Origin of the sequence: Streptomyces shinuiensis, from assembly GCF_043660855.1 — a bacterium.
Taxonomy (GTDB): Bacteria; Actinomycetota; Actinomycetes; order Streptomycetales; family Streptomycetaceae; genus Streptomyces.
Genome location: NZ_JBIHML010000001.1, coordinates 693,953 through 710,285, shown reverse-complemented (window position 1 = coordinate 710,285; position 16,333 = coordinate 693,953). Strand labels below are relative to the sequence as shown.

Annotated in this window: 17 protein-coding genes, 1 tRNA gene and 1 pseudogene; 13 read left to right on the top strand and 6 right to left on the bottom strand. The window is 74.1% G+C overall.

Annotated features, from left to right (window positions below; genetic code table 11):
- Positions 1–101: 101 nt before the first annotated feature.
- The gene (locus ACGRHY_RS03090) at positions 102–794 is read left to right on the top strand and encodes a formyltransferase family protein (protein ID WP_394633842.1); all 693 of its coding nucleotides are present in this window, start codon (positions 102–104) and stop codon (positions 792–794) included.
- Positions 795–817: 23 nt separating this feature from the next.
- Positions 818–1,111 carry a tyrosine-type recombinase/integrase gene (locus ACGRHY_RS03085; RefSeq protein ID WP_394633841.1) on the top strand — a complete coding sequence of 98 codons (294 nt, stop codon included), beginning with the start codon at positions 818–820 and terminating at the stop codon, positions 1,109–1,111.
- Positions 1,112–1,214: 103 nt separating this feature from the next.
- Here ACGRHY_RS03085 and ACGRHY_RS03080 read toward each other — a convergent pair.
- A tRNA-Pro gene (locus ACGRHY_RS03080) sits at positions 1,215–1,288 on the bottom strand.
- Between the two features lie 334 nt (positions 1,289–1,622).
- Between ACGRHY_RS03080 and ACGRHY_RS03075 the strand changes: the two genes are divergently transcribed.
- Entirely contained in the window at positions 1,623–2,942 is a 1,320-nt protein-coding gene (locus ACGRHY_RS03075) for an NAD(P)/FAD-dependent oxidoreductase (RefSeq protein WP_394633840.1), read from the top strand.
- A gap of 9 nt (positions 2,943–2,951) precedes the next feature.
- Here ACGRHY_RS03075 and ACGRHY_RS03070 read toward each other — a convergent pair whose 3' ends face one another.
- Both ACGRHY_RS03070 and ACGRHY_RS03065 read right to left on the bottom strand, forming a co-directional pair.
- Positions 2,952–4,403 carry a lipase maturation factor family protein gene (locus ACGRHY_RS03070; protein ID WP_394633839.1) on the bottom strand — a complete coding sequence of 484 codons (1,452 nt, stop codon included), beginning with the start codon at positions 4,401–4,403 and terminating at the stop codon, positions 2,952–2,954.
- A 96-nt stretch (positions 4,404–4,499) separates the two neighbouring features.
- Entirely contained in the window at positions 4,500–5,696 is a 1,197-nt protein-coding gene (locus ACGRHY_RS03065; protein ID WP_394633838.1) for a thiolase family protein, read from the bottom strand.
- Between the two features lie 172 nt (positions 5,697–5,868).
- Here ACGRHY_RS03065 and ACGRHY_RS03060 point away from each other — a divergent pair, with 172 nt between their 5' ends.
- The 4 genes from ACGRHY_RS03060 (at position 5,869) to ACGRHY_RS03045 (ending at position 9,247) form a co-directional block, all read left to right on the top strand.
- The gene (locus ACGRHY_RS03060; RefSeq protein WP_394633837.1) at positions 5,869–6,945 is read left to right on the top strand and encodes an NAD-dependent epimerase/dehydratase family protein; all 1,077 of its coding nucleotides are present in this window, start codon (positions 5,869–5,871) and stop codon (positions 6,943–6,945) included.
- 120 nt (positions 6,946–7,065) lie between these two features.
- The gene (locus tag ACGRHY_RS03055) at positions 7,066–7,731 is read left to right on the top strand and encodes a glycosyltransferase family 2 protein (RefSeq protein WP_394633836.1); all 666 of its coding nucleotides are present in this window, start codon (positions 7,066–7,068) and stop codon (positions 7,729–7,731) included.
- A 62-nt stretch (positions 7,732–7,793) separates the two neighbouring features.
- Positions 7,794–8,414: a TIGR04282 family arsenosugar biosynthesis glycosyltransferase gene (locus ACGRHY_RS03050; protein ID WP_394637906.1), complete on the top strand. Its 621-nt coding sequence runs from the start codon at positions 7,794–7,796 to the stop codon at positions 8,412–8,414.
- Positions 8,411–9,247 (top strand): methyltransferase domain-containing protein, encoded by an 837-nt coding sequence (locus tag ACGRHY_RS03045; RefSeq protein ID WP_394633835.1) that lies wholly within the window; start codon positions 8,411–8,413, stop codon positions 9,245–9,247. The genes ACGRHY_RS03050 and ACGRHY_RS03045 overlap by 4 nt, the downstream gene beginning before the upstream one ends.
- Before the next feature lie 55 nt (positions 9,248–9,302).
- On the opposite strand, the gene ACGRHY_RS03040 is transcribed toward ACGRHY_RS03045, so the two are convergent.
- Positions 9,303–10,703: a hypothetical protein gene (locus ACGRHY_RS03040; protein ID WP_394633834.1), complete on the bottom strand. Its 1,401-nt coding sequence runs from the start codon at positions 10,701–10,703 to the stop codon at positions 9,303–9,305.
- A gap of 179 nt (positions 10,704–10,882) precedes the next feature.
- Between ACGRHY_RS03040 and ACGRHY_RS03035 the strand changes: the two genes are divergently transcribed.
- Entirely contained in the window at positions 10,883–11,863 is a 981-nt protein-coding gene (locus tag ACGRHY_RS03035; RefSeq protein WP_394633833.1) for an acetylxylan esterase, read from the top strand.
- 48 nt (positions 11,864–11,911) lie between these two features.
- On the opposite strand, the gene ACGRHY_RS03030 is transcribed toward ACGRHY_RS03035, so the two are convergent.
- Positions 11,912–13,177 (bottom strand): sugar ABC transporter substrate-binding protein, encoded by a 1,266-nt coding sequence (locus ACGRHY_RS03030; protein ID WP_394633832.1) that lies wholly within the window; start codon positions 13,175–13,177, stop codon positions 11,912–11,914.
- Positions 13,178–13,408: 231 nt separating this feature from the next.
- On the opposite strand from ACGRHY_RS03030, the pseudogene ACGRHY_RS03025 reads away from it, so the two are divergent.
- The 3 genes and pseudogenes from ACGRHY_RS03025 to ACGRHY_RS03015 all read left to right on the top strand — a co-directional run bounded on the left by ACGRHY_RS03025 (position 13,409) and on the right by ACGRHY_RS03015 (position 15,263).
- A pseudogene (locus tag ACGRHY_RS03025) lies at positions 13,409–14,606 on the top strand (ABC transporter substrate-binding protein).
- Complete coding sequence (locus tag ACGRHY_RS03020) at positions 14,603–14,761, top strand: hypothetical protein (RefSeq protein WP_394633831.1); 159 nt, start codon at positions 14,603–14,605, stop codon at positions 14,759–14,761. The pseudogene ACGRHY_RS03025 and the gene ACGRHY_RS03020 overlap by 4 nt, the downstream one beginning before the upstream one ends.
- Positions 14,754–15,263, top strand: coding sequence for an ATP-binding cassette domain-containing protein (locus ACGRHY_RS03015; RefSeq protein ID WP_394633830.1), 510 nt, complete (start codon positions 14,754–14,756; stop codon positions 15,261–15,263). Before ACGRHY_RS03020 ends, ACGRHY_RS03015 begins: the two co-directional genes overlap by 8 nt.
- Before the next feature lie 54 nt (positions 15,264–15,317).
- On the opposite strand, the gene ACGRHY_RS03010 is transcribed toward ACGRHY_RS03015, so the two are convergent.
- Positions 15,318–15,914, bottom strand: a complete 597-nt coding sequence (locus ACGRHY_RS03010) for a LysE/ArgO family amino acid transporter (RefSeq protein ID WP_394633829.1) — start codon at positions 15,912–15,914, stop codon at positions 15,318–15,320.
- 70 nt (positions 15,915–15,984) lie between these two features.
- Between ACGRHY_RS03010 and ACGRHY_RS03005 the strand changes: the two genes are divergently transcribed.
- A complete protein-coding gene (locus ACGRHY_RS03005) occupies positions 15,985–16,086 on the top strand; it encodes a LysR family transcriptional regulator (RefSeq protein WP_394633828.1) in 102 nt (33 codons plus the stop codon).
- A gap of 2 nt (positions 16,087–16,088) precedes the next feature.
- A complete protein-coding gene (locus ACGRHY_RS03000) occupies positions 16,089–16,253 on the top strand; it encodes a hypothetical protein (protein WP_394633827.1) in 165 nt (54 codons plus the stop codon).
- The last annotated feature ends 80 nt before the right edge of the window (positions 16,254–16,333 follow it).

Here is a 16,333-nt window from a genome sequence, read left to right as displayed (position 1 = left end):
GCTCGGCACCGGAACCGCTTTCAACTGGCCTCGCGTTTCGGCGGAGCGTTCTTACCCCTACTGAACAGACATCAGGCCAGCGACCGGAGGAAGTGCGAGTGATGAACATCTACATTTCAGGACGAGGGGCGTTCGCGGTACAGGTCGCGGAGGCCCTGCTGGACGAAGGGCACAAGATCGCCGGCGTGGCCGCCCCCCGGCTGCGCAAGGGGCAGTCCGACGAGAGCAATGCGTTGTCCTGGGACCGCCTGCGCTCCTGGGCGTACCCCAGAAGCGTCCCATGGACGGACTCGGCCGAACTGCGCGCGACGCATGTCCCGGACGGGGTGGACATCATCGTCGCCGCGCATTCACACGCCTTCCTCGGCCGCCGGACGCGTGCCAGGGCCGCCGTCGCCACCATCGGTTACCATCCCAGCCTGCTGCCGTTGCACCGCGGCCGGGACGCGATCCGATGGACGATCCGAGACGGTGACAAGGTGACGGGCGGGACCGTCTACCACCTCACCGAGCGTACCGACGCCGGCCCGCTCGCCGCCCAGGAGCACCTGTTCGTACCCCCGGACTCGACCGCGCAGAGCCTGTGGCGCGAGCACCTGGCCCCGCTCGGGGTGCGGTTGCTGTTGAAGGTGGTCGCCGACCTCGCCGCGGGCAGGCGGATCGAGGTCCCGCAGGACGAGAAGATGGCGACCTGGGAGCCTGCGATGGACGCGCCACCGCTGTTCAAGCCCGAACTCACCGCGCTGCCCGGAACGGTGTCCGTCGATAGCAGCAGGTGGGCACTTCACGAGTAGTGAAGTGCCCACCGCGCGGAAAGGTGCCGTGCCCGGGCCGCCGGGCCGGGGAGATCGGTCTGCCCAGGATCGGGGTGCACGACCTGCGGCACACGGCCGTCACGATCATGATCAGCTCCGGTGTACCGCCGGCGGTGGTCTCCAAGACACTGCGGCACTCGACGCTGTCCACCGCGGTCAACCTCTACGGCCACCTGCCGCCCCACGCCGCCCGGGACGCGGTGCGGGCCCGTGGGCCGCGCACCGGAGCGCGCCGACCGCGACCACGGGCCGGCCGGAGCGGTCCGGGCCGCGTGAGCCGCGGTGCCGGGCGGTGACGGGTGACCGGTCGGCCCGGGCGGTGGCATCACCCGGGCATCACCGTCACTCGAACGTGAAACAGCGGGTCCGCCGTATCCGGCAGACCCGCTGGTCACAGTGTCGGGACGACAGGATTTGAACCTGCGACCCCTTGACCCCCAGTCAAGTGCGCTACCAAGCTGCGCCACGTCCCGATGCTCTCCCGGCTCGGGACCTTGTCCCTCGCCGTTCGCGCACAGAAACCATACCGCATTCCGGGGACTGCTCGCTCACCTCCCAGGGGCCGGGACGGAAGATCACCTTCGCTCCCCGGCCGAGCCCCCGGGAGGCGGCCCGTCACCCACCGTGTGCGGTGGCGCACCCCGTCGGCCAGGGGCGACGGTCGGCGGGTCCGTGCGAGGGCACGGCCGCCGACGGCGGGGGAGGGGTGGCGGCGGAAGGCCGCGGCAGGAGCCGGGACGGGTTTGCCGGGACGCGGTCGGGAAACGCGGTTGCCCTGGTCGTTTGTCCCGAGGACTGGAGTCGCACGTGAGCCGTTCCCGGATTGTGATCGTCGGAGCCGGGTTCGCCGGTTACCAGACCGCCAGGACGCTGTCGCGGAAGCTTCGCGGGGCGGCCGAGATCGTGCTGGTGAACCCGAACGACTACTTCCTGTACCTGCCGCTGCTGCCCGAGGTGTCGGCCGGGATCCTGGAGGCCCGCCGGGTCTCGGTGTCGCTGGCCGGGACGCTGCCGAAGGTGCGGCTGGTGCTGGGAGAGGTCCAAGGCGTGGACCTCGACGGGCGCTCGATCACCTACACGGACCCCGAGGGGACCGAGAAGAGCCTGGGCTACGACCGGCTCGTCCTCACCGTCGGAAGCGTGAACAAGCTGCTGCCCATCCCCGGGGTGGCCGAGCACGCGGTCGGGTTCCGGGGCATGCCGGAGGCGCTGTACCTGCGCGACCACATCAGCCGGCAGGTCGCCCTCGCCGCCAACGCCGAGGACCCGGAGGAGTGCCGGGCGCGTACCACCTTCGTGGTCGTCGGCGCGGGCTACACCGGTACCGAGGTGGCCGCCCACGGCAAGATGTTCACCGACTCCCTCGCCCGCCAGCACGCCCGCAGCGCCGGAGGGATGCGAGCCGACGCCCGGCCCCGCTGGATGCTGCTGGACATCGCGGACCGGGTGCTGCCGGGCCTGGACGAGAGGCTGGCGCAGACCACCGACCGGGTGCTGCGCAAACGCGGGGTGGAGGTGCGGACGGGCACCTCGGTGAAGGAGGCAACCAAGGACGGTGTCCTCCTGGACACCGGGGAGTTCGTTCCCACCCGCTCGCTGATCTGGTGTGTCGGGGTGCGGCCCGACCCGCTGGTGGAGCAGCTCGGCCTGCCGACCGAGAAGGGGCGGCTGATCGTCGACGAGTATCTGAACGTCCCCGGCCGCTCCGACGTGTTCGCCTGCGGCGACGCCGCTGCGGTGCCGGACCTGACCAACCCCGGCCAGTACACGGCGATGACCGCCCAGCACGCGCACCGGCAGGGCAAGACGGCCGCGAACAACATCCTGGCCTCCTACGGGGTCGGCGCCCGCCGCCCGTACAAGCACAGCGACCTCGGCTTCGTCGTCGACCTGGGCGGGGTGCAGGCCGCGGCCAACCCCTTCGGCGTCCCGCTGTCCGGCCCGGTCGCCAACCTCGTCACCCGCGGTTACCACCTCGCCGCGATGCCGGGCAACCGGATCCGGGTGGCCGCCGACTGGGCGCTGGACGCCGTACTGCGGCGGCAGGCCGTCCAGCTCGGCGTGCTGGACGCCTGGTCTGTGCCGCTGGACACCGCCTCGCCCGAGACGGCCCGGCTGCGCGGCTGACGGCTTCCCTCACGGTGTGTCCGTGTCCGTGTCCGCGTCCGTGCCGGCGGGCCGCCGGGAGACCGGTGGCCCGTAGGGGCCGATCAGCTCGCGGTCCCACCACGCGCCGGTTGAGCGCAGTTCCCGCCAGGTGGTGAAGCGGTAGCGGTACAGCAGGGCCCGTACGTGGGCGGGCGGGGCGCCGGGGAAGGGGTTGGCGCGCAGCAGCCGCAGGGTGTCGGGGTCGTTCTCCAGCAGCCTGCGCAGCAGCCGGGTGAACCAGGGCGCCGCGTAGGAGGGCGAGAGTGCGGCGAACCACATCAGCCAGTCCAGCCTCAGGTGGTACGGCGCGTACTGGCGCGGCAGCCGGCGCACGTCCCCCGGTTTGCCCCTGAAGCCGTACTCCCGCCAGCGCGTGGCGCCGGTGATCCGCTCCTCGTCGGTGCCCTCGATCACCACCTCGTGCCGAACGCGCGTCACACTGCCGAACGCGCCGTAGGCGTTGACCAGGTGGAGCCGGTCGAAGGAGGTGTTCATCCGCTGGCCGCGTGAGAGCAGATTGCGCGCCGGCCGGTAGCTGAGCCCCGCCACCAGCACGGTCACGGCGATGACGGCGACACCGAACCACAGGGGCGTGGGGCCGTGGGCGGGCGCGCCGGCGACCGCGGAGCCGTCGACGGCGGAGAAGGCCAGCAAAACCGTCAGCCAGTTGAGCCAGGAGAAGTTGCCGGACGCCACCAGCCACAGCTGGGTGACGATCACGGCCAGCCCGGCGGCGCCCGCCACCGGTTGCGGGAAGAACAGCAGGAAGGGGACGACGAGCTGGGTGACGTGGTTGGCGGCCGCCTCCACCCGGTGCAGCGGGCGTGGCAGACGGTGGAAGAACCAGCTCAGCGGACCCGGCATCGGCTGGGTCTCGTGGTGGTACTCCAGGCAGGTCAGCCTGCGCCAGCACAGGTCGCCGCGCCACTTGATCAGTCCCGCGCCGAACTCCACCCGGAACAGCAGCCAGCGCAGCAGGAGAAGGATGAGCAGCGGCGGGGCGACGTCGGCGTTGCCGAGGAAGGCGGCCAGGAAGCCGGCCTCCAGCAGCAGCGACTCCCAGCCGAACGCGTACCAGGTCTGCCCGACGTTCACGATCGACAGGTACAGCACCCACAGCAGTGCCCACATCGCCATGGACACCGTCAGCGGCACCCGGTCGGCGGCGCCCAGCAGCACCGCCGCCGACAGTGCCGCTCCCAGCCAGGCCGCGAGGGCGAAGAGGCGGTCGGAGTAGCGCAGGTGGAACAGACTGGGCGAGGCGCGCAAGGACACCCGGCGCAGGAAGTCCGGGACCGGGGTCAGACCCCGCTCGCCGATCAGCGCCCGGAACTGCAGCGCTGCCGAGACGAAGGCGACGAGGTAGACGGCGGCCAGACCCCGTTGGAGGACCAGGCGGCTCAGCCAGTAGTCGGGTGCCGCGAACCATTCCCACTCCATGGCGCAGACGTGTACCACCGGGGCCCGCCGTCATGCGGCGGGCCCCGGTGGTCGCGCGGGTGGGCGTACGAGGGCACAACGGCCGTACGGGCCCGCTCAGCGCTCCAGCACGAGGGCCTGCCCCTGGCCGACGCCGATGCACAGGGCTGCGAGACCGGTGCGGGCGCCGGTGGCGGCGAGGTGGTGGGCGACGGCGCCGGCCAGGCGGGCGCCGGAGGCGCCCAGCGGGTGGCCGATCGCGATGGCGCCGCCATGGGGGTTGACGACGGCGGGGTCGAGGTCGGGCCATTCGGCCAGGCAGCCCAGGACCTGGGCGGCGAAGGCCTCGTTGAGTTCGGCGACGTCCAGGTCGGAGAAGGTGCGGCCGGCCCTGTCCAGCGCGCGGGTCACGGCCTGGACGGGGCCGAGGCCGAAGAGGTTGGGTTCGAGGGCGGTGGTGGCGGAGGCGCCGATGCGGGCCAGGGGAGGGCGGCCGGTGGCTTTCAGGCCGGCCTCGTCGGTGAGCAGGAGGGCGGCGGCGCCGTCGTTGAGGGGGGAGGAGTTGCCGGCGGTGACGGTGCCGCCGTCGGTGCGGAAGGCGGGCTTGAGCTCGGCCAGCGCCTCCATCGACGTGGTGTCGCGGATGGACTCGTCGCGGGCCAGGTCGGTGCCGGGGACGGGCACGGTCTGGGCGTCGTGGGCGCCCTCGGCCCAGGCGGCTGCGGCCTTGTGGTGGCTGGCCAGCGCGTAGGCGTCCTGGGCCTCGCGGGAGATGGCGTGTCTGCCGGCGACCTGCTCGGCGCCCTCGCCCAGGGAGACGGTCCACTCGGGGGGCATGGCGGGGTTGGTCATGCGCCAGCCCAGGGTGGTGGAGTACATCTGCTGGTGCCCTGCCGGGAAGCCGCGTTCGGGCTTGGGCAGCACCCAGGGGGCCCGGGACATGGACTCCACGCCGCCGGCGATGGCGACGGACGCGTCGCCGCAGGCGATGGTGCGGGCCGCGTGGAGGACGGCTTCGAGGCCGGAGGCGCACAGCCGGTTGACGGTCACACCGGGGACGGTGACGGGGAGGCCGGCCAGGAGGGCGGCCATGCGGGCGACGTTGCGGTTCTCCTCGCCGGCACCGTTGGCGTTGCCGAAGACGACGTCGTCGACGCGGGCGGGGTCGAGGTCGGGGGTGCGGTCGACCAGGGCGCGGACGACGTGGGCGGCCAGGTCGTCGGGGCGGACCCGGGCCAGTGCTCCGCCGTACCGGCCGACCGGGGTGCGTACCGCATCGACGACATACACATCACGCAGGGGATCGTTGGCCATGGCAGGGATCCTGGCAGGACCGCACCCGGATGGCCAGAAGCGGTCGGCGGGCATGGCCGATCACACACCGGTTGCTCCGGACGGGTGGGCATGGGCACCGTCTCTCCCGCGGATCGCTGACGCGCCCGGCCGGTGACGGGCGCCGCGCCCCGAACGGTCCTAGCGTGCCCTCATGCGCGTACTGGTCACCGGAGGAGCCGGCTTCATCGGCTCGCACGTTGTCGAGGCCCTGCGGGACGCGGGCCACGAGGCCGTGGTGTTCGACACCGCGGCCGGCACCGCCGCCGGCGGGAGCGGGGTGAAGGCGGACGTCCGCGACGCGGAGGCGGTGGCGCGGGCCCTGCGCGGGGTGGACGCGGTCTGCCACCAGGCCGCGATGGTCGGCCTGGGCAGGGACTTCGCCGACGCCCCCGCGTACGTGGGCGCCAACGACCTGGGCACCGCCGTCCTGCTGGCGGAGATGGCCCGGGCCGGGGTGGGGCGCCTGGTGCTGGCCGGGTCGATGGTGGTGTACGGGGAGGGGCGGTACGTCTGCCCCCGCCACGGGGAGGTGCGGCCCGGCCCCCGCCCGCGGCGCGACCTGGAGGCGGGGCGATTCGAGCCGCCCTGCCCGGAGTGCGGCGCCGCCCTGGAGCCCGGCCTGGTCGGCGAGGACGCCCCCGCCGACCCGCGCAACGTCTACGCCGCCACCAAGCTGGCGCAGGAGCACCTCGCGGCGGTCTGGGCCCGCGCCACCGGCGGACGGGCCGTCAGCCTGCGCTACCACAACGTCTACGGCGACGGGATGCCCCGCGACACCCCCTACGCGGGGGTGGCCTCCTTCTTCCGCTCCGCGCTCGAGCGCGGCGAGCCGCCCAGGGTGTACGAGGACGGTGCGCAGCGCCGGGACTTCGTCCACGTCCGCGATGTCGCGGCGGCCAACACCGCGGCCCTGGAGACGCTCGGCCGGCGGCCGGAGGGGTCGCTGCGCGCGTACAACACCGGCAGCGGCGAACCGCACACCGTAGGCGAGGCCGCCCGTGCGCTGGCGGCCGCCTTCGGCGGGCCCGAGCCGGTGGTGACGGGGCAGTACCGGCTGGGGGACGTGCGGCACATCACCGCCTCCTCCGAGCGGCTGTGCCGGGAGCTGGGCTGGAAGCCGGAGGTGGGTTTCGCCGAGGGGATGGCGCGCTTCGCGAAGGAGCCGCTGCGAGGGCCGTCGGGAGAGCCGTCGGAGCGGATGCCGGGGCTGCCGCGGCCGGCACGATGACCTCCCCGAGGCGGTGATCGCCGGGCCGTCGGCGAGCGCGCGGTGCGGTGGTGGGCGGCAGCCGCGTTTCACCGGGCCTGATGCCCGGAATGACCGTATCGCTCTCGTAAGGTGAGGTGGATGACCCACCCCACAGCTCTTCGCGGGGAGATCGTGCTGCCCTGTCTGAACGAGGCCCGGGCACTGCCCTGGGTGCTGTCCCGGATCCCCCACGGCTGGCGGGCCGTCGTCGTCGACAACGGCTCGACGGACGGCTCGGCCGGTATCGCACGCGAGCTCGGAGCCCGCGTGGTGCACGAGCCGCGCCGCGGCTTCGGCGCCGCCTGCCACACCGGACTGCTCGCCGCCGAGGCCGAGATCGTCGCCTTCTGCGACTGCGATGCCTCACTCGACCCCGGCGCGGCCGAACGGATCGCCGCCCCCGTACGGAAGGGCGAGGCCGACCTCGTCCTGGCCCGCCGCAGACCCGTCGGACGCGGCGCCTGGCCGCTGCACGCACGGGCCGGAAACCTGGCGCTGGCCCGGATGGTGCGCCGGCGCACGGGACTTCGGCTCCGCGACCTGGGCCCGCTGCGGGCGGCCCGGCGCCGCGCCCTGCTGGAACTGGGCCTGACCGACCGGCGCAGCGGCTATCCCCTGCAGATGGTGGTGCACGCGGCCGACGCCGGATGGCGGGTGCGGGAGACGGAGGTGCCCTACCGCCCGCGTACGGGCCGCTCGAAGGTCACCGGCACCTGGCGCGGCACCTGGCAGGCCGTCCACGACATGCGGAAGGTGCTGCGGTGAGCCCGGCGCCCCCGGTGAGCCCGGTGAGTCCTCCCCGCCGCGCTCCGGAAGAGGGTACGACGCTGCTGGTGATCGCGAAGGAGCCGGTGCCGGGCCGGGTCAAGACCCGGCTCACCCCGCCCTTCACCCCCGTCGAGGCGGCCCGGCTGGCCGAGGCGGCGCTCGCCGACACCCTGACGGTGGTGGCGGCTCTGCCCGCCCGCCGCCGGGTGCTGGTGCTGGACGGCCGTCCCGGCCCCTGGCTGCCGGACGGCTACGAGGTGCTGCCGCAGTGCTCGGGCGGGCTGGACGAACGGATCGCGGCGGCCTTCGGGGCGTGCGACGGACCCGCCCTGCTGGTGGGCATGGACACTCCGCAGCTCACCGCCGGCCTGCTGGCCCCGGCGCTCGTGCCGGACGCCTGGGAGCACCGCGCCGCCTGGTTCGGCCCGGCCGCCGACGGCGGCTTCTGGGCGCTGGGACTGGCCGATCCCGACCCCGCGCTGGTGCGCGGCGTGCCGATGTCCACCGGCCGCACCGGTGCGCTCCAGCGGCGGCGGCTGCTGGAGGCCGGGCTGGCCGTACGCGACCTGCCGGTGCTGCGGGACGTGGACACCGCCGAGGACGCCGCAGAGGTCGCGGCCCGCACCCGGGGCCGCTTCGCCGCCGAACACGCCCGGCTGCGGCAGGCGGTGGCCCGGTGACCGCCTCCCCGACTCCTCCGACCCCCGCGGCCCTTCCTTCCTCGCATCCGCGGCCCGAGCAGGTCGCTCGGGCCGCGGAACCGGCCGAGTCCGCCGCGGCCCCGCCGGCCCGGCACCCCTGGCACGCCGACCCGTACACCCGCGCGCTGCGCACCGGACGCGGTCCCCTCTTCCTGCGCGGCCCCGGCGGCCGGCGGTTGCCGCTGGACGTCGAACGCTGGTGTGCCCGGGCGGACGAGGCCGACTGGACGGTGCTGCGGCGCTGCACCGGCGCCGTGCTCGACATCGGCTGCGGGCCGGGAAGGCTGGTCGCCGCCCTGACCGGGCTGGGCCGGCCGGCCATGGGCGTCGACACCGCGCCCGCCGCCGTCGGCCGCACCCGCGAGCGGGGCGGGAGCGCACTGTGCCGCTCGGTGTTCGACCCGTTGCCGGGCGAGGGGCGCTGGGGCAGTGCCCTGCTGGTCGACGGCAACATCGGCGTGGGCGGAGACCCGGCCGCCCTCCTGGCCCGGGTGCGCGAACTGCTGGCTCCCGGCGGGCTGCTGCTGGCCGAGGCGGCCTCGGCGGATGTCGAGGAGCGGTTCCAGGCGCGCCTGGACGACGGCGGACGGACGTACCCCGGGCGGTCCGTGCCCTCCTTCCCCTGGGCCCGGCTGGGGCGGAGAGCCCTGCGGGCCCGCGCGGAGGAGGAGGGCTGGACGGTGGAGGAGGAGTGGAACGCCGGCGGCCGCTTCTTCCTCGGCCTGCGCGCCACTGCCCGGGCCCCCGTCGCAGCCTCCGCCCCCGCCGCCGGGAGCGGGGCCGAGCGCCCGCGGCCGGGCGGCGGTGCGTAGGGCGGCCGGGGCGGCGCCGGCGGCGTGACCGGGGCCGGGCGCAGGGCCCGCGGCGTCACCAGCCGGTGAGGAGGAGGTGGTTGACGGCCAGGGCCACGGCCGCCTGGGCCGCCAGCCACCAGCGGCGGCCGGAGGCGGGCAGCAGTGCGGCGGCCGGCAGCAGCCACAGAGCGAACGGCAGCCAGATGCGCTCGGTCTCGGCCTTGCTCATCCCCGACAGATTCGCCACCAGCACCGCGCACACCGCGCCCGCCAGCAGCACCACCAGCGCGCCGCGCCGCAGCTCGGCGGCCCGCCGCAGCCCGGCCACCGCGGCGAGTCCCACCACCGGAACCTGCGCCGCGAGGTTGGCCCACACGTAGTAGGCGTACGGCCGGACTCCCGCCGCGCCCTGGTAGTAGCGCTCGACCAGCGTGGTGTAGCCCTCGTACCACCAGAAGCCCGCGGCGGTGAAGGCGACCGCGCAGGGGGCCATGCCCAGCAGGACGTACGGCACGGGCCGCGCGGTGCGGGCCGCGGCCAGTACGGCCAGCGCGACCGCCGCCATCAGCGTCAGTCCGTAGGAGAGGTAGACCAGCCAGCCGAACAGCGCACCCGAGCCCAGTGCGGCGGCGCGCGGTGCGCGGCAGGCGCCGGTGGCCGACAGGGCCAGCAGGGCGACGGCCCAGGCGGCGACGGCGGTGAAGTAGCCGTCCGCCGAGACGGCCGTCCACACGGCGGACGGGGCGAGCACCAGGAAGGGCGCCGCACGCCGGGCCGTCCCCTCCCCGCACAGCGCCCGCAGCGTCACCAGCACCGCCGCCGCGGCCGACGCGCCGAGCGTGACGCACCAGAGCGCCGCCCAGGCGCCGCCGCCGAGCCCGATCCGGTCCAGCCCGACGAAGGTCAGCAGCGCGCCCGGGGGATGGCCGGCGACATGGGCGGGCCAGTTGCCCGGGGAGTCCATCAGGATGTGGTCGGTGAAGGTGCGCAGCGCCAAGCCGATGTCGTGGACGTCGCCGACGGATCGGAGGTACTCGTACTTCGTCGTCAGCCGCCCGGCCGCCCCCCGGTCCCAGCCGTCGACCAGCGCCAGCGACCACGCCCAGGCCATCGCACCGCCCCAGGCGGTGAACAGCAGGCGCCGCCAGGGCAGCCGGTGGGCCAGCGGCGGGCCGTACGCGACGGTGAGGACGGCGAAGCAGAGGGCGGCGGGAGTGCCGGGACCGGTGTGGGGCAGCCAGCGCGCGTACAGCGGAGGCCACCGCAGCCGCAGGACCTCGGAGTCGTACAGGAGGTGGCCGACGAGCGCGGCCAGGACGAACAGGGCCGCGGCGGCGCCGGCCGCGTACAGGTCCCGGCGCGGGCCGCGTGCTCCGGGGCGCGGGGACGGGGGCCGGGGCGGGTCCGGGTAGGGAACCGAAACCGGGGCACCAGGCGGGGGAGCGTGTTCCGGACGGGTGGGAGGGGTGCTCACCCGGGCCACGCTAGGCCGGGCCGGGCGTCCGGGGCCGTGTCGCGGCCGGACGGCACCGTGGGCCGGACCCGTCCGGCCCACGGTGCGGCGGATACCGTTGACCGGGGCCCCGGTGGAACGTAGGTTTCCCGGAGAAAGCGCTTTCTATCGCCTGTCGCTACGAGGGGACGGACATCCGCATGCCGCTGACCGATCTTCCGCTGGAGGAACTGCGCGCCTACCGGCCCGAGGTGGCCGAGCCCGTGGACTTCGACGCCTTCTGGTCCAAGACGCTCACCGCCGCCCGCGCGGCGGCGTCCGGACCGGCGCAGTACCGGCGGGTCGAGGACGCGCCGCTGAGCACCGTGGAGGTGTTCGACGTCCGCTTCCCCGGCTGGGACGGCCAGCCCGTCGCGGCCTGGCTGATCCTGCCGCGCGGCGCGGACGGGCCGCTGCCCGCCGTGGTCAACTACATCGGCTACAGCGGCGGCCGAGGCCTGTACATCGAGCACCTGCTGTGGAGCGCGGCCGGCTGCGCCACCCTCGTCGTCGACAGCCGGGGGCAGGGCCACGACACCCCCGACCCGGATCCGGACACCACTCCGCAGTACGTCGGCGGCTTCATGACCCGCGGCCTGGACGACCCCGCCCACCACTACTACCGGCGGCTGATGGCCGACTGTGTGCGCGCCGTGGACGCCGTGCGCGAGCATCCGGCGGTGGACCCGGACCGGGTGGTGGTCGCGGGCGGCAGCCAGGGAGGCGGACTGGCCCTGGCCGTGGCCGGGCTGGCGCCGGGGAAGGTGGCGGCGGCGCTGGTCGACGTGCCCTTCCTGTGCCACTTCCGGCGCGGCGCAGAACTGGCCGCGGCCGGCCCGTACCCGGAGATCGCCCACTACCTCGGGGTGCACCAGCGCACCGACCCCGAGGCCGTCTTCGCCACGCTGAACTACTTCGACGGCCTGCACTTCGCGCGCCGCGCCACCGCTCCCGCGCTGTTCAGCGTCGGCCTGATGGACCCGGTCTGCCCGCCGTCGACGGTCTTCGCCGCCTACCACCGCTACGCGGGGGAGGACAAGGACATCAGGGTGTGGCACTTCGGCGACCACGCCGGAGGCCGCTCCTCGCAGCAGCAGGAGCAACTGCTGTGGCTGCGCGGGCGCGGCCCGGCGCCCTCCTGACCCGGCGCTCCGTCCCCGAAGCCGCGGCGCCGGGGCGCCGGCCGCACGTCAGCCGCGCCCGCTCAGGATCGCGGTGATCAGCCGGGAGGCCTCGTGCGCCGCCGCCTTCGGGTCGGCGCCGCGCAGCACCCGAGTCTGGTACGCCTTGATCGGGTTGTCCGCCTCCAGGCGGCCCCACCGCGGCGAGTTGGGGGTGGCGCGCCCGTTGCGGGCACCCTCGGCCATCGCGGCGGCGCCGGGGTCGTCCTCCAGCGCGTCGGCCAGTTCGGTGCTGTTGGGCACCACGCTCATCGTCTGGGCCAGCTTCCGCTGCCACTTCTCGCCGGTCAGCAGCTTGACGAAGGAGTAGGCCGCGTCCGGCTCGGCGGCCCGCTCGGGGATGATCAGCACCGAACCGCCGGTGAAGACCGCGCCCGGCTCCTCCTCGTCCTTGCCGGGGATCGGGAAGAAGCCGAGCTTGTCCGCCAGCGCCGGGTTCTCCTCGACGATCAGCTCCGCCGCGCCGGGCACGTCGATGATCTGGGCGATCTCGTTCCCGGCGAAGAACTCGCGCTGCTCCGGCCTGGACTCGTCGGAGTCGACGGGGCCCTGGCCATAGGACTGGAGCTCCTTGTAGAACTCCATCCCGCGCAGCGCCTCGGGGGTGTCGAGGGTGCCGGCCCACCGCCCGCTGCGCTCGACGGCGAGGTCGCCGCCCTCGTCCCAGATGAAGCCCGCCAGTACGTACCAGTTCTGCCCCGGCAGGTAGATGCCCTGCCGTCCGGGCTGGTTGAGCTGGGAGGTGGCCTCGATCCACTCCTCGCGGGTGGTGGGCGGCTCGGTGATCCCGGCGTGCTCGAAGAGGTCCTTGCGGTAGATGACGACGCGGTTGGCGGCGTAGAAGGGGACGCCGTACTGGTAGCCGTCGATCTTCCCCGGCTCCTCCAGACCCGGGACCCAGTGGTCACCGCCGAGGTCGAAGACCTTGATGGTGAGGTTGGAGACCCCGCCGGCCTCCACGTACTGGGCGACCTGGGTGTTGCCCACCTCGACCACGTCCGGCGCGTCGCCGGACCCGAGGGCCGCTGTGACCTTCTTGTCGATCCCCGGCCAGTCCTGGACGGTGACCTTCACCTCCACGCCGGGGTTGCGCCGCTCGAAGTCCCGCACGGCGGCGTCGGTGAGTTCGCCGGAGAGGCTGCCCCGCATCAGCCAGACATCGAGGGTCCGGTCCCGGTCCTGGTCGCCGGTGTCGGCGAAGGCACCGCATCCGCTCAGCAGCAGTGCGGCGGACAGGGCGGACGGGAGGAGGCGGAAAGGGCGACGGACGGGCATGGCTGTCCCCTGGGAGGTTGCCGACGGTACGGGCGTGGGGGGAGCGAGTGTGGGGTCTGCACAGGTTTGGCACAGACCAATCAGGGAGTCAAGGTCTAGTCCACGGAAGCCCGGGATAAACCGGTTCGGAAGGCCTTTCGTGATCTCGGGGTGACCGGAGGTTGATCGAAGCGCCGAATGCCGAGCACTGAGCGCCGAGTTCGGCCGGGGAGGGGGCGGGGGTGGGGTGGCATGCGTCTGCGGGTGATACGGACGGCCGCCGCCATGACGGCCGGCGCGGTGCCGGCGCGGAGCGGCGGCCTGCTCCGCGCCGGCAGGCGGGAAAGGCGGTACGGGCGACTCCCTGGTCGTGGGCATCGCCCGGGAACCGGACACCCTCAGCCCCCTGCTCGGCTACGGCAAGGACGGCAACTAAAGGATCTTCGACGGGCTGCTGCGGCACGACGCCGGCATGGAACTGCGCCCCGCCCTCGCCGGGGAGCTCCCCGGGATCGGCGACGGCGGCCGGACGTACACCTACACCCTGCGCGAGGGGGTTGCCTTCAGCGACGGCACCGCCCTCGACGCCGAGGACGTGGTCTTCACCTACGAGACCATCCTCGACGAGAAGACCAACAACCCGTCCAAGGGCGAACTGGACGCCCTCGACAGCGTCACCGCCAGGGGCGAGGACACCGTCGTCTTCCGCCTCAAGTGCCCCTACGCCGCCTTCGCCGAGCGCACCGTGCTGCCCATCGCCTCCAAGGAGGCCGCCGCCGGACAGGACGTCAACACCGGTCCCTGCAACACCGAGCCGGTCGGCACCGGTCCCTACGTCCTCACCGGCTGGAGCCGCGGCGAGAAGCTCACCTTCGAGGCCAACCCCGGCTACTGGGGCGGCGCGCCCGAGGTGGAGAAGCTCACCATGGCCGTCATCAAGGACGACGACATACGCGCCACCCGGCTGCGCTCCGGCGACCGGCTCCGCCAGGAGCACGCCCTCGCCTACGCCGCCGACGCCAAGGAGATCGGCATCGACATCACCGTCGAGTCCGGTACCTGGGAGGCCATCGAGCCGCGCATGAAGGACGATGCCGTCCTCTCCGGCGGCGGCAGCCCGGCCGACCCCGACTTCGACCTCTACCCCCTGCTGCACTCCTCCCTCGCCCTGGACGGCTTCAACAACATGGCCGCCTGCGACGCCCCGGACGCCGACCGCGCCCTGGAGGAGGCCCGCCGCACGAACGACCGCGCCGCCCGCGCCGAGGCGTACGCCACCGTCCAGCGCGAACTGGCCCGGGACCCCGGCTACACCTTCCTCACCCACATCGACCACGTGTACGTGATGGACGACGCCTGGCAGAACGTCACCACCCAGGTCGAGCCCCACGACCACGGCCTGGGCGCGGGCCCCTGGTGGAACGTCGAGGACTGGCGGCCCGAGAAGTGAGGACGGCACCGCGCACAGGGCCGCCCTGGGCCCCGATGGCGCGGCTGGCGGGACGGCGGGCGCTGGCCGCCGTGCCCGTCCTGGCCGGAGCCCGGGCCGGGGCGGTGGCCTGCCACCACGCGCACCGCCACACCCCGGAGAACGACGATGCCTGAACCGACGCCCGGACCCGCGCTGGAACTGCGCGGCATCACCGCCGGATACGACCGCCGCGCACCCGTACTGCACGGGGTGTCCCTGGCCGTGGGCGACGGTGAGGCCGTCGGGCTGCTCGGCCCCAGCGGCTGCGGCAAGTCCACCCTCGCCCGCGTCGCCGCCCTGCTCCACCGGCCGCAGGCGGGCACCGTACGGCTGGCCGCGCTGGCCGCCTCCGTCGGTCTCGGCGGCGACCTGCTCGCCCGCCGCCCCCACGAGGTCAGCGACGGCCAGCTCCAGCGCGCCTGTCTGGCCCGCGCACTCGTCCTGCGCCCCCGTCTGCTGGTCTGCGACGAGATGACCGCCATGCTCGACGCCTCCACCGCCGCCGCCCTCGTCGCCGCCGTGGAGGAGTACCGCCGCGAACACGGCACGGCACTGCTCGCGGTCGGACACGACCGGGTGCTGCTGGAGCGCTGGTGCGGCAGGACGGTGGATCTCGAAGCCCTCCCGCGACGGTGACGCACTGCGGGCGGGGCGGCTCGCCGGGTGCCGCGGCTGTGCGCCGCGGCGGGGTCACCCCAGGACCAGGCTGACCGCCAGGGCGAGCATCACGACACCGATCACCAGGTCCACCGCCCGCCAGGTGCGCGTACTGCCGAGCGCGCCCGACAGCGCCCGGGCGCCGTAGCCGAGAGCGGAGAACCACACCACGCTGCCCGTCACCGCCCCGGTGGCGAAGACCCACCGGGCGTCGGGGCCCTGCTGACTGGCGAGGCTGCCCAGCAGCACCACGGTGTCGAGGTAGACATGGGGGTTCAGGAAGGTCAGGGCCAGGGTGGTGGTGATCACCGATCTCCGCGACCGTGCGGCTCCGGCGTTCAGGGAGGCCGGTTTCACCGCGGAGACGAAGGAGCGCACCGCCCACCACGCCAGGTAGGCGGCTCCCGCCCACCGCAGTACCTCCAGGGCATCGGGGAACCGGGACACCAGCGCCCCGATCCCCGCGGTGCCGCCGAGGATCAGCACGACGTCACCGGCCGTGCACAGCAGCACCACAGCCCCGACGTGCTCCCGGCGGATGCCCTGCCGCAGCACGAACGCGTTCTGCGCGCCGATGGCGATGATCAAAGCCAGGCCGGCCACCAGCCCGGCACCCCAGGTACCCCACACGGCCCTGACGGTAGCCAGCCCGCTGCATGCAGACAAATGAAAAGAATGATGGATGCATTAGATTTACTTCATGAACTTGGAGCATCTGCGTGCCCTGGCCGCGATCAGCGACGAGGGAACCTTCGAGGCCGCCGCGGACCTGCTCAAGGTCAGCCCCCCGGCCGTACGCTGATCATGCTCGAGGACCGGGCCCACCGCGACGTCGCCCTCCACCGGCAGACCTGGCCGCTGGAGCCCGAACGGCTGAGCCGCGTCACCGCGGCCGTCCGCGAGGCCGGCCGGCGACAGTTGCGCGCCACCCGGCAGGACAAGCGGACGACCGCGTCGGGAAGGCCATGACCGGCGGCACGCCCGGAGGCGCGTGACGGAGACCGGACGCCCCGCCCGGTGCGGTTTCAGGACATCCGGCCCGGGGTGCG

Bases quoted from the DNA above. Each gene is read 5' to 3' on its own strand.
- ACGRHY_RS03090 (WP_394633842.1), top strand. From the start codon at position 102: ATGAACATCTACATTTCAGGACGAGGGGCGTTCGCGGTACAGGTCGCG.
- ACGRHY_RS03070 (WP_394633839.1), bottom strand. From the start codon at position 4,403: ATGGAGTGGGAATGGTTCGCGGCACCCGACTACTGGCTGAGCCGCCTG.
- ACGRHY_RS03065 (WP_394633838.1), bottom strand. From the start codon at position 5,696: ATGGCCAACGATCCCCTGCGTGATGTGTATGTCGTCGATGCGGTACGC.
- ACGRHY_RS03060 (WP_394633837.1), top strand. From the start codon at position 5,869: ATGCGCGTACTGGTCACCGGAGGAGCCGGCTTCATCGGCTCGCACGTT.
- ACGRHY_RS03055 (WP_394633836.1), top strand. From the start codon at position 7,066: ATGACCCACCCCACAGCTCTTCGCGGGGAGATCGTGCTGCCCTGTCTG.
- ACGRHY_RS03035 (WP_394633833.1), top strand. From the start codon at position 10,883: ATGCCGCTGACCGATCTTCCGCTGGAGGAACTGCGCGCCTACCGGCCC.
- ACGRHY_RS03030 (WP_394633832.1), bottom strand. From the start codon at position 13,177: ATGCCCGTCCGTCGCCCTTTCCGCCTCCTCCCGTCCGCCCTGTCCGCC.
- ACGRHY_RS03015 (WP_394633830.1), top strand. From the start codon at position 14,754: ATGCCTGAACCGACGCCCGGACCCGCGCTGGAACTGCGCGGCATCACC.
- ACGRHY_RS03005 (WP_394633828.1), top strand. From the start codon at position 15,985: ATGAACTTGGAGCATCTGCGTGCCCTGGCCGCGATCAGCGACGAGGGA.
- ACGRHY_RS03000 (WP_394633827.1), top strand. From the start codon at position 16,089: ATGCTCGAGGACCGGGCCCACCGCGACGTCGCCCTCCACCGGCAGACC.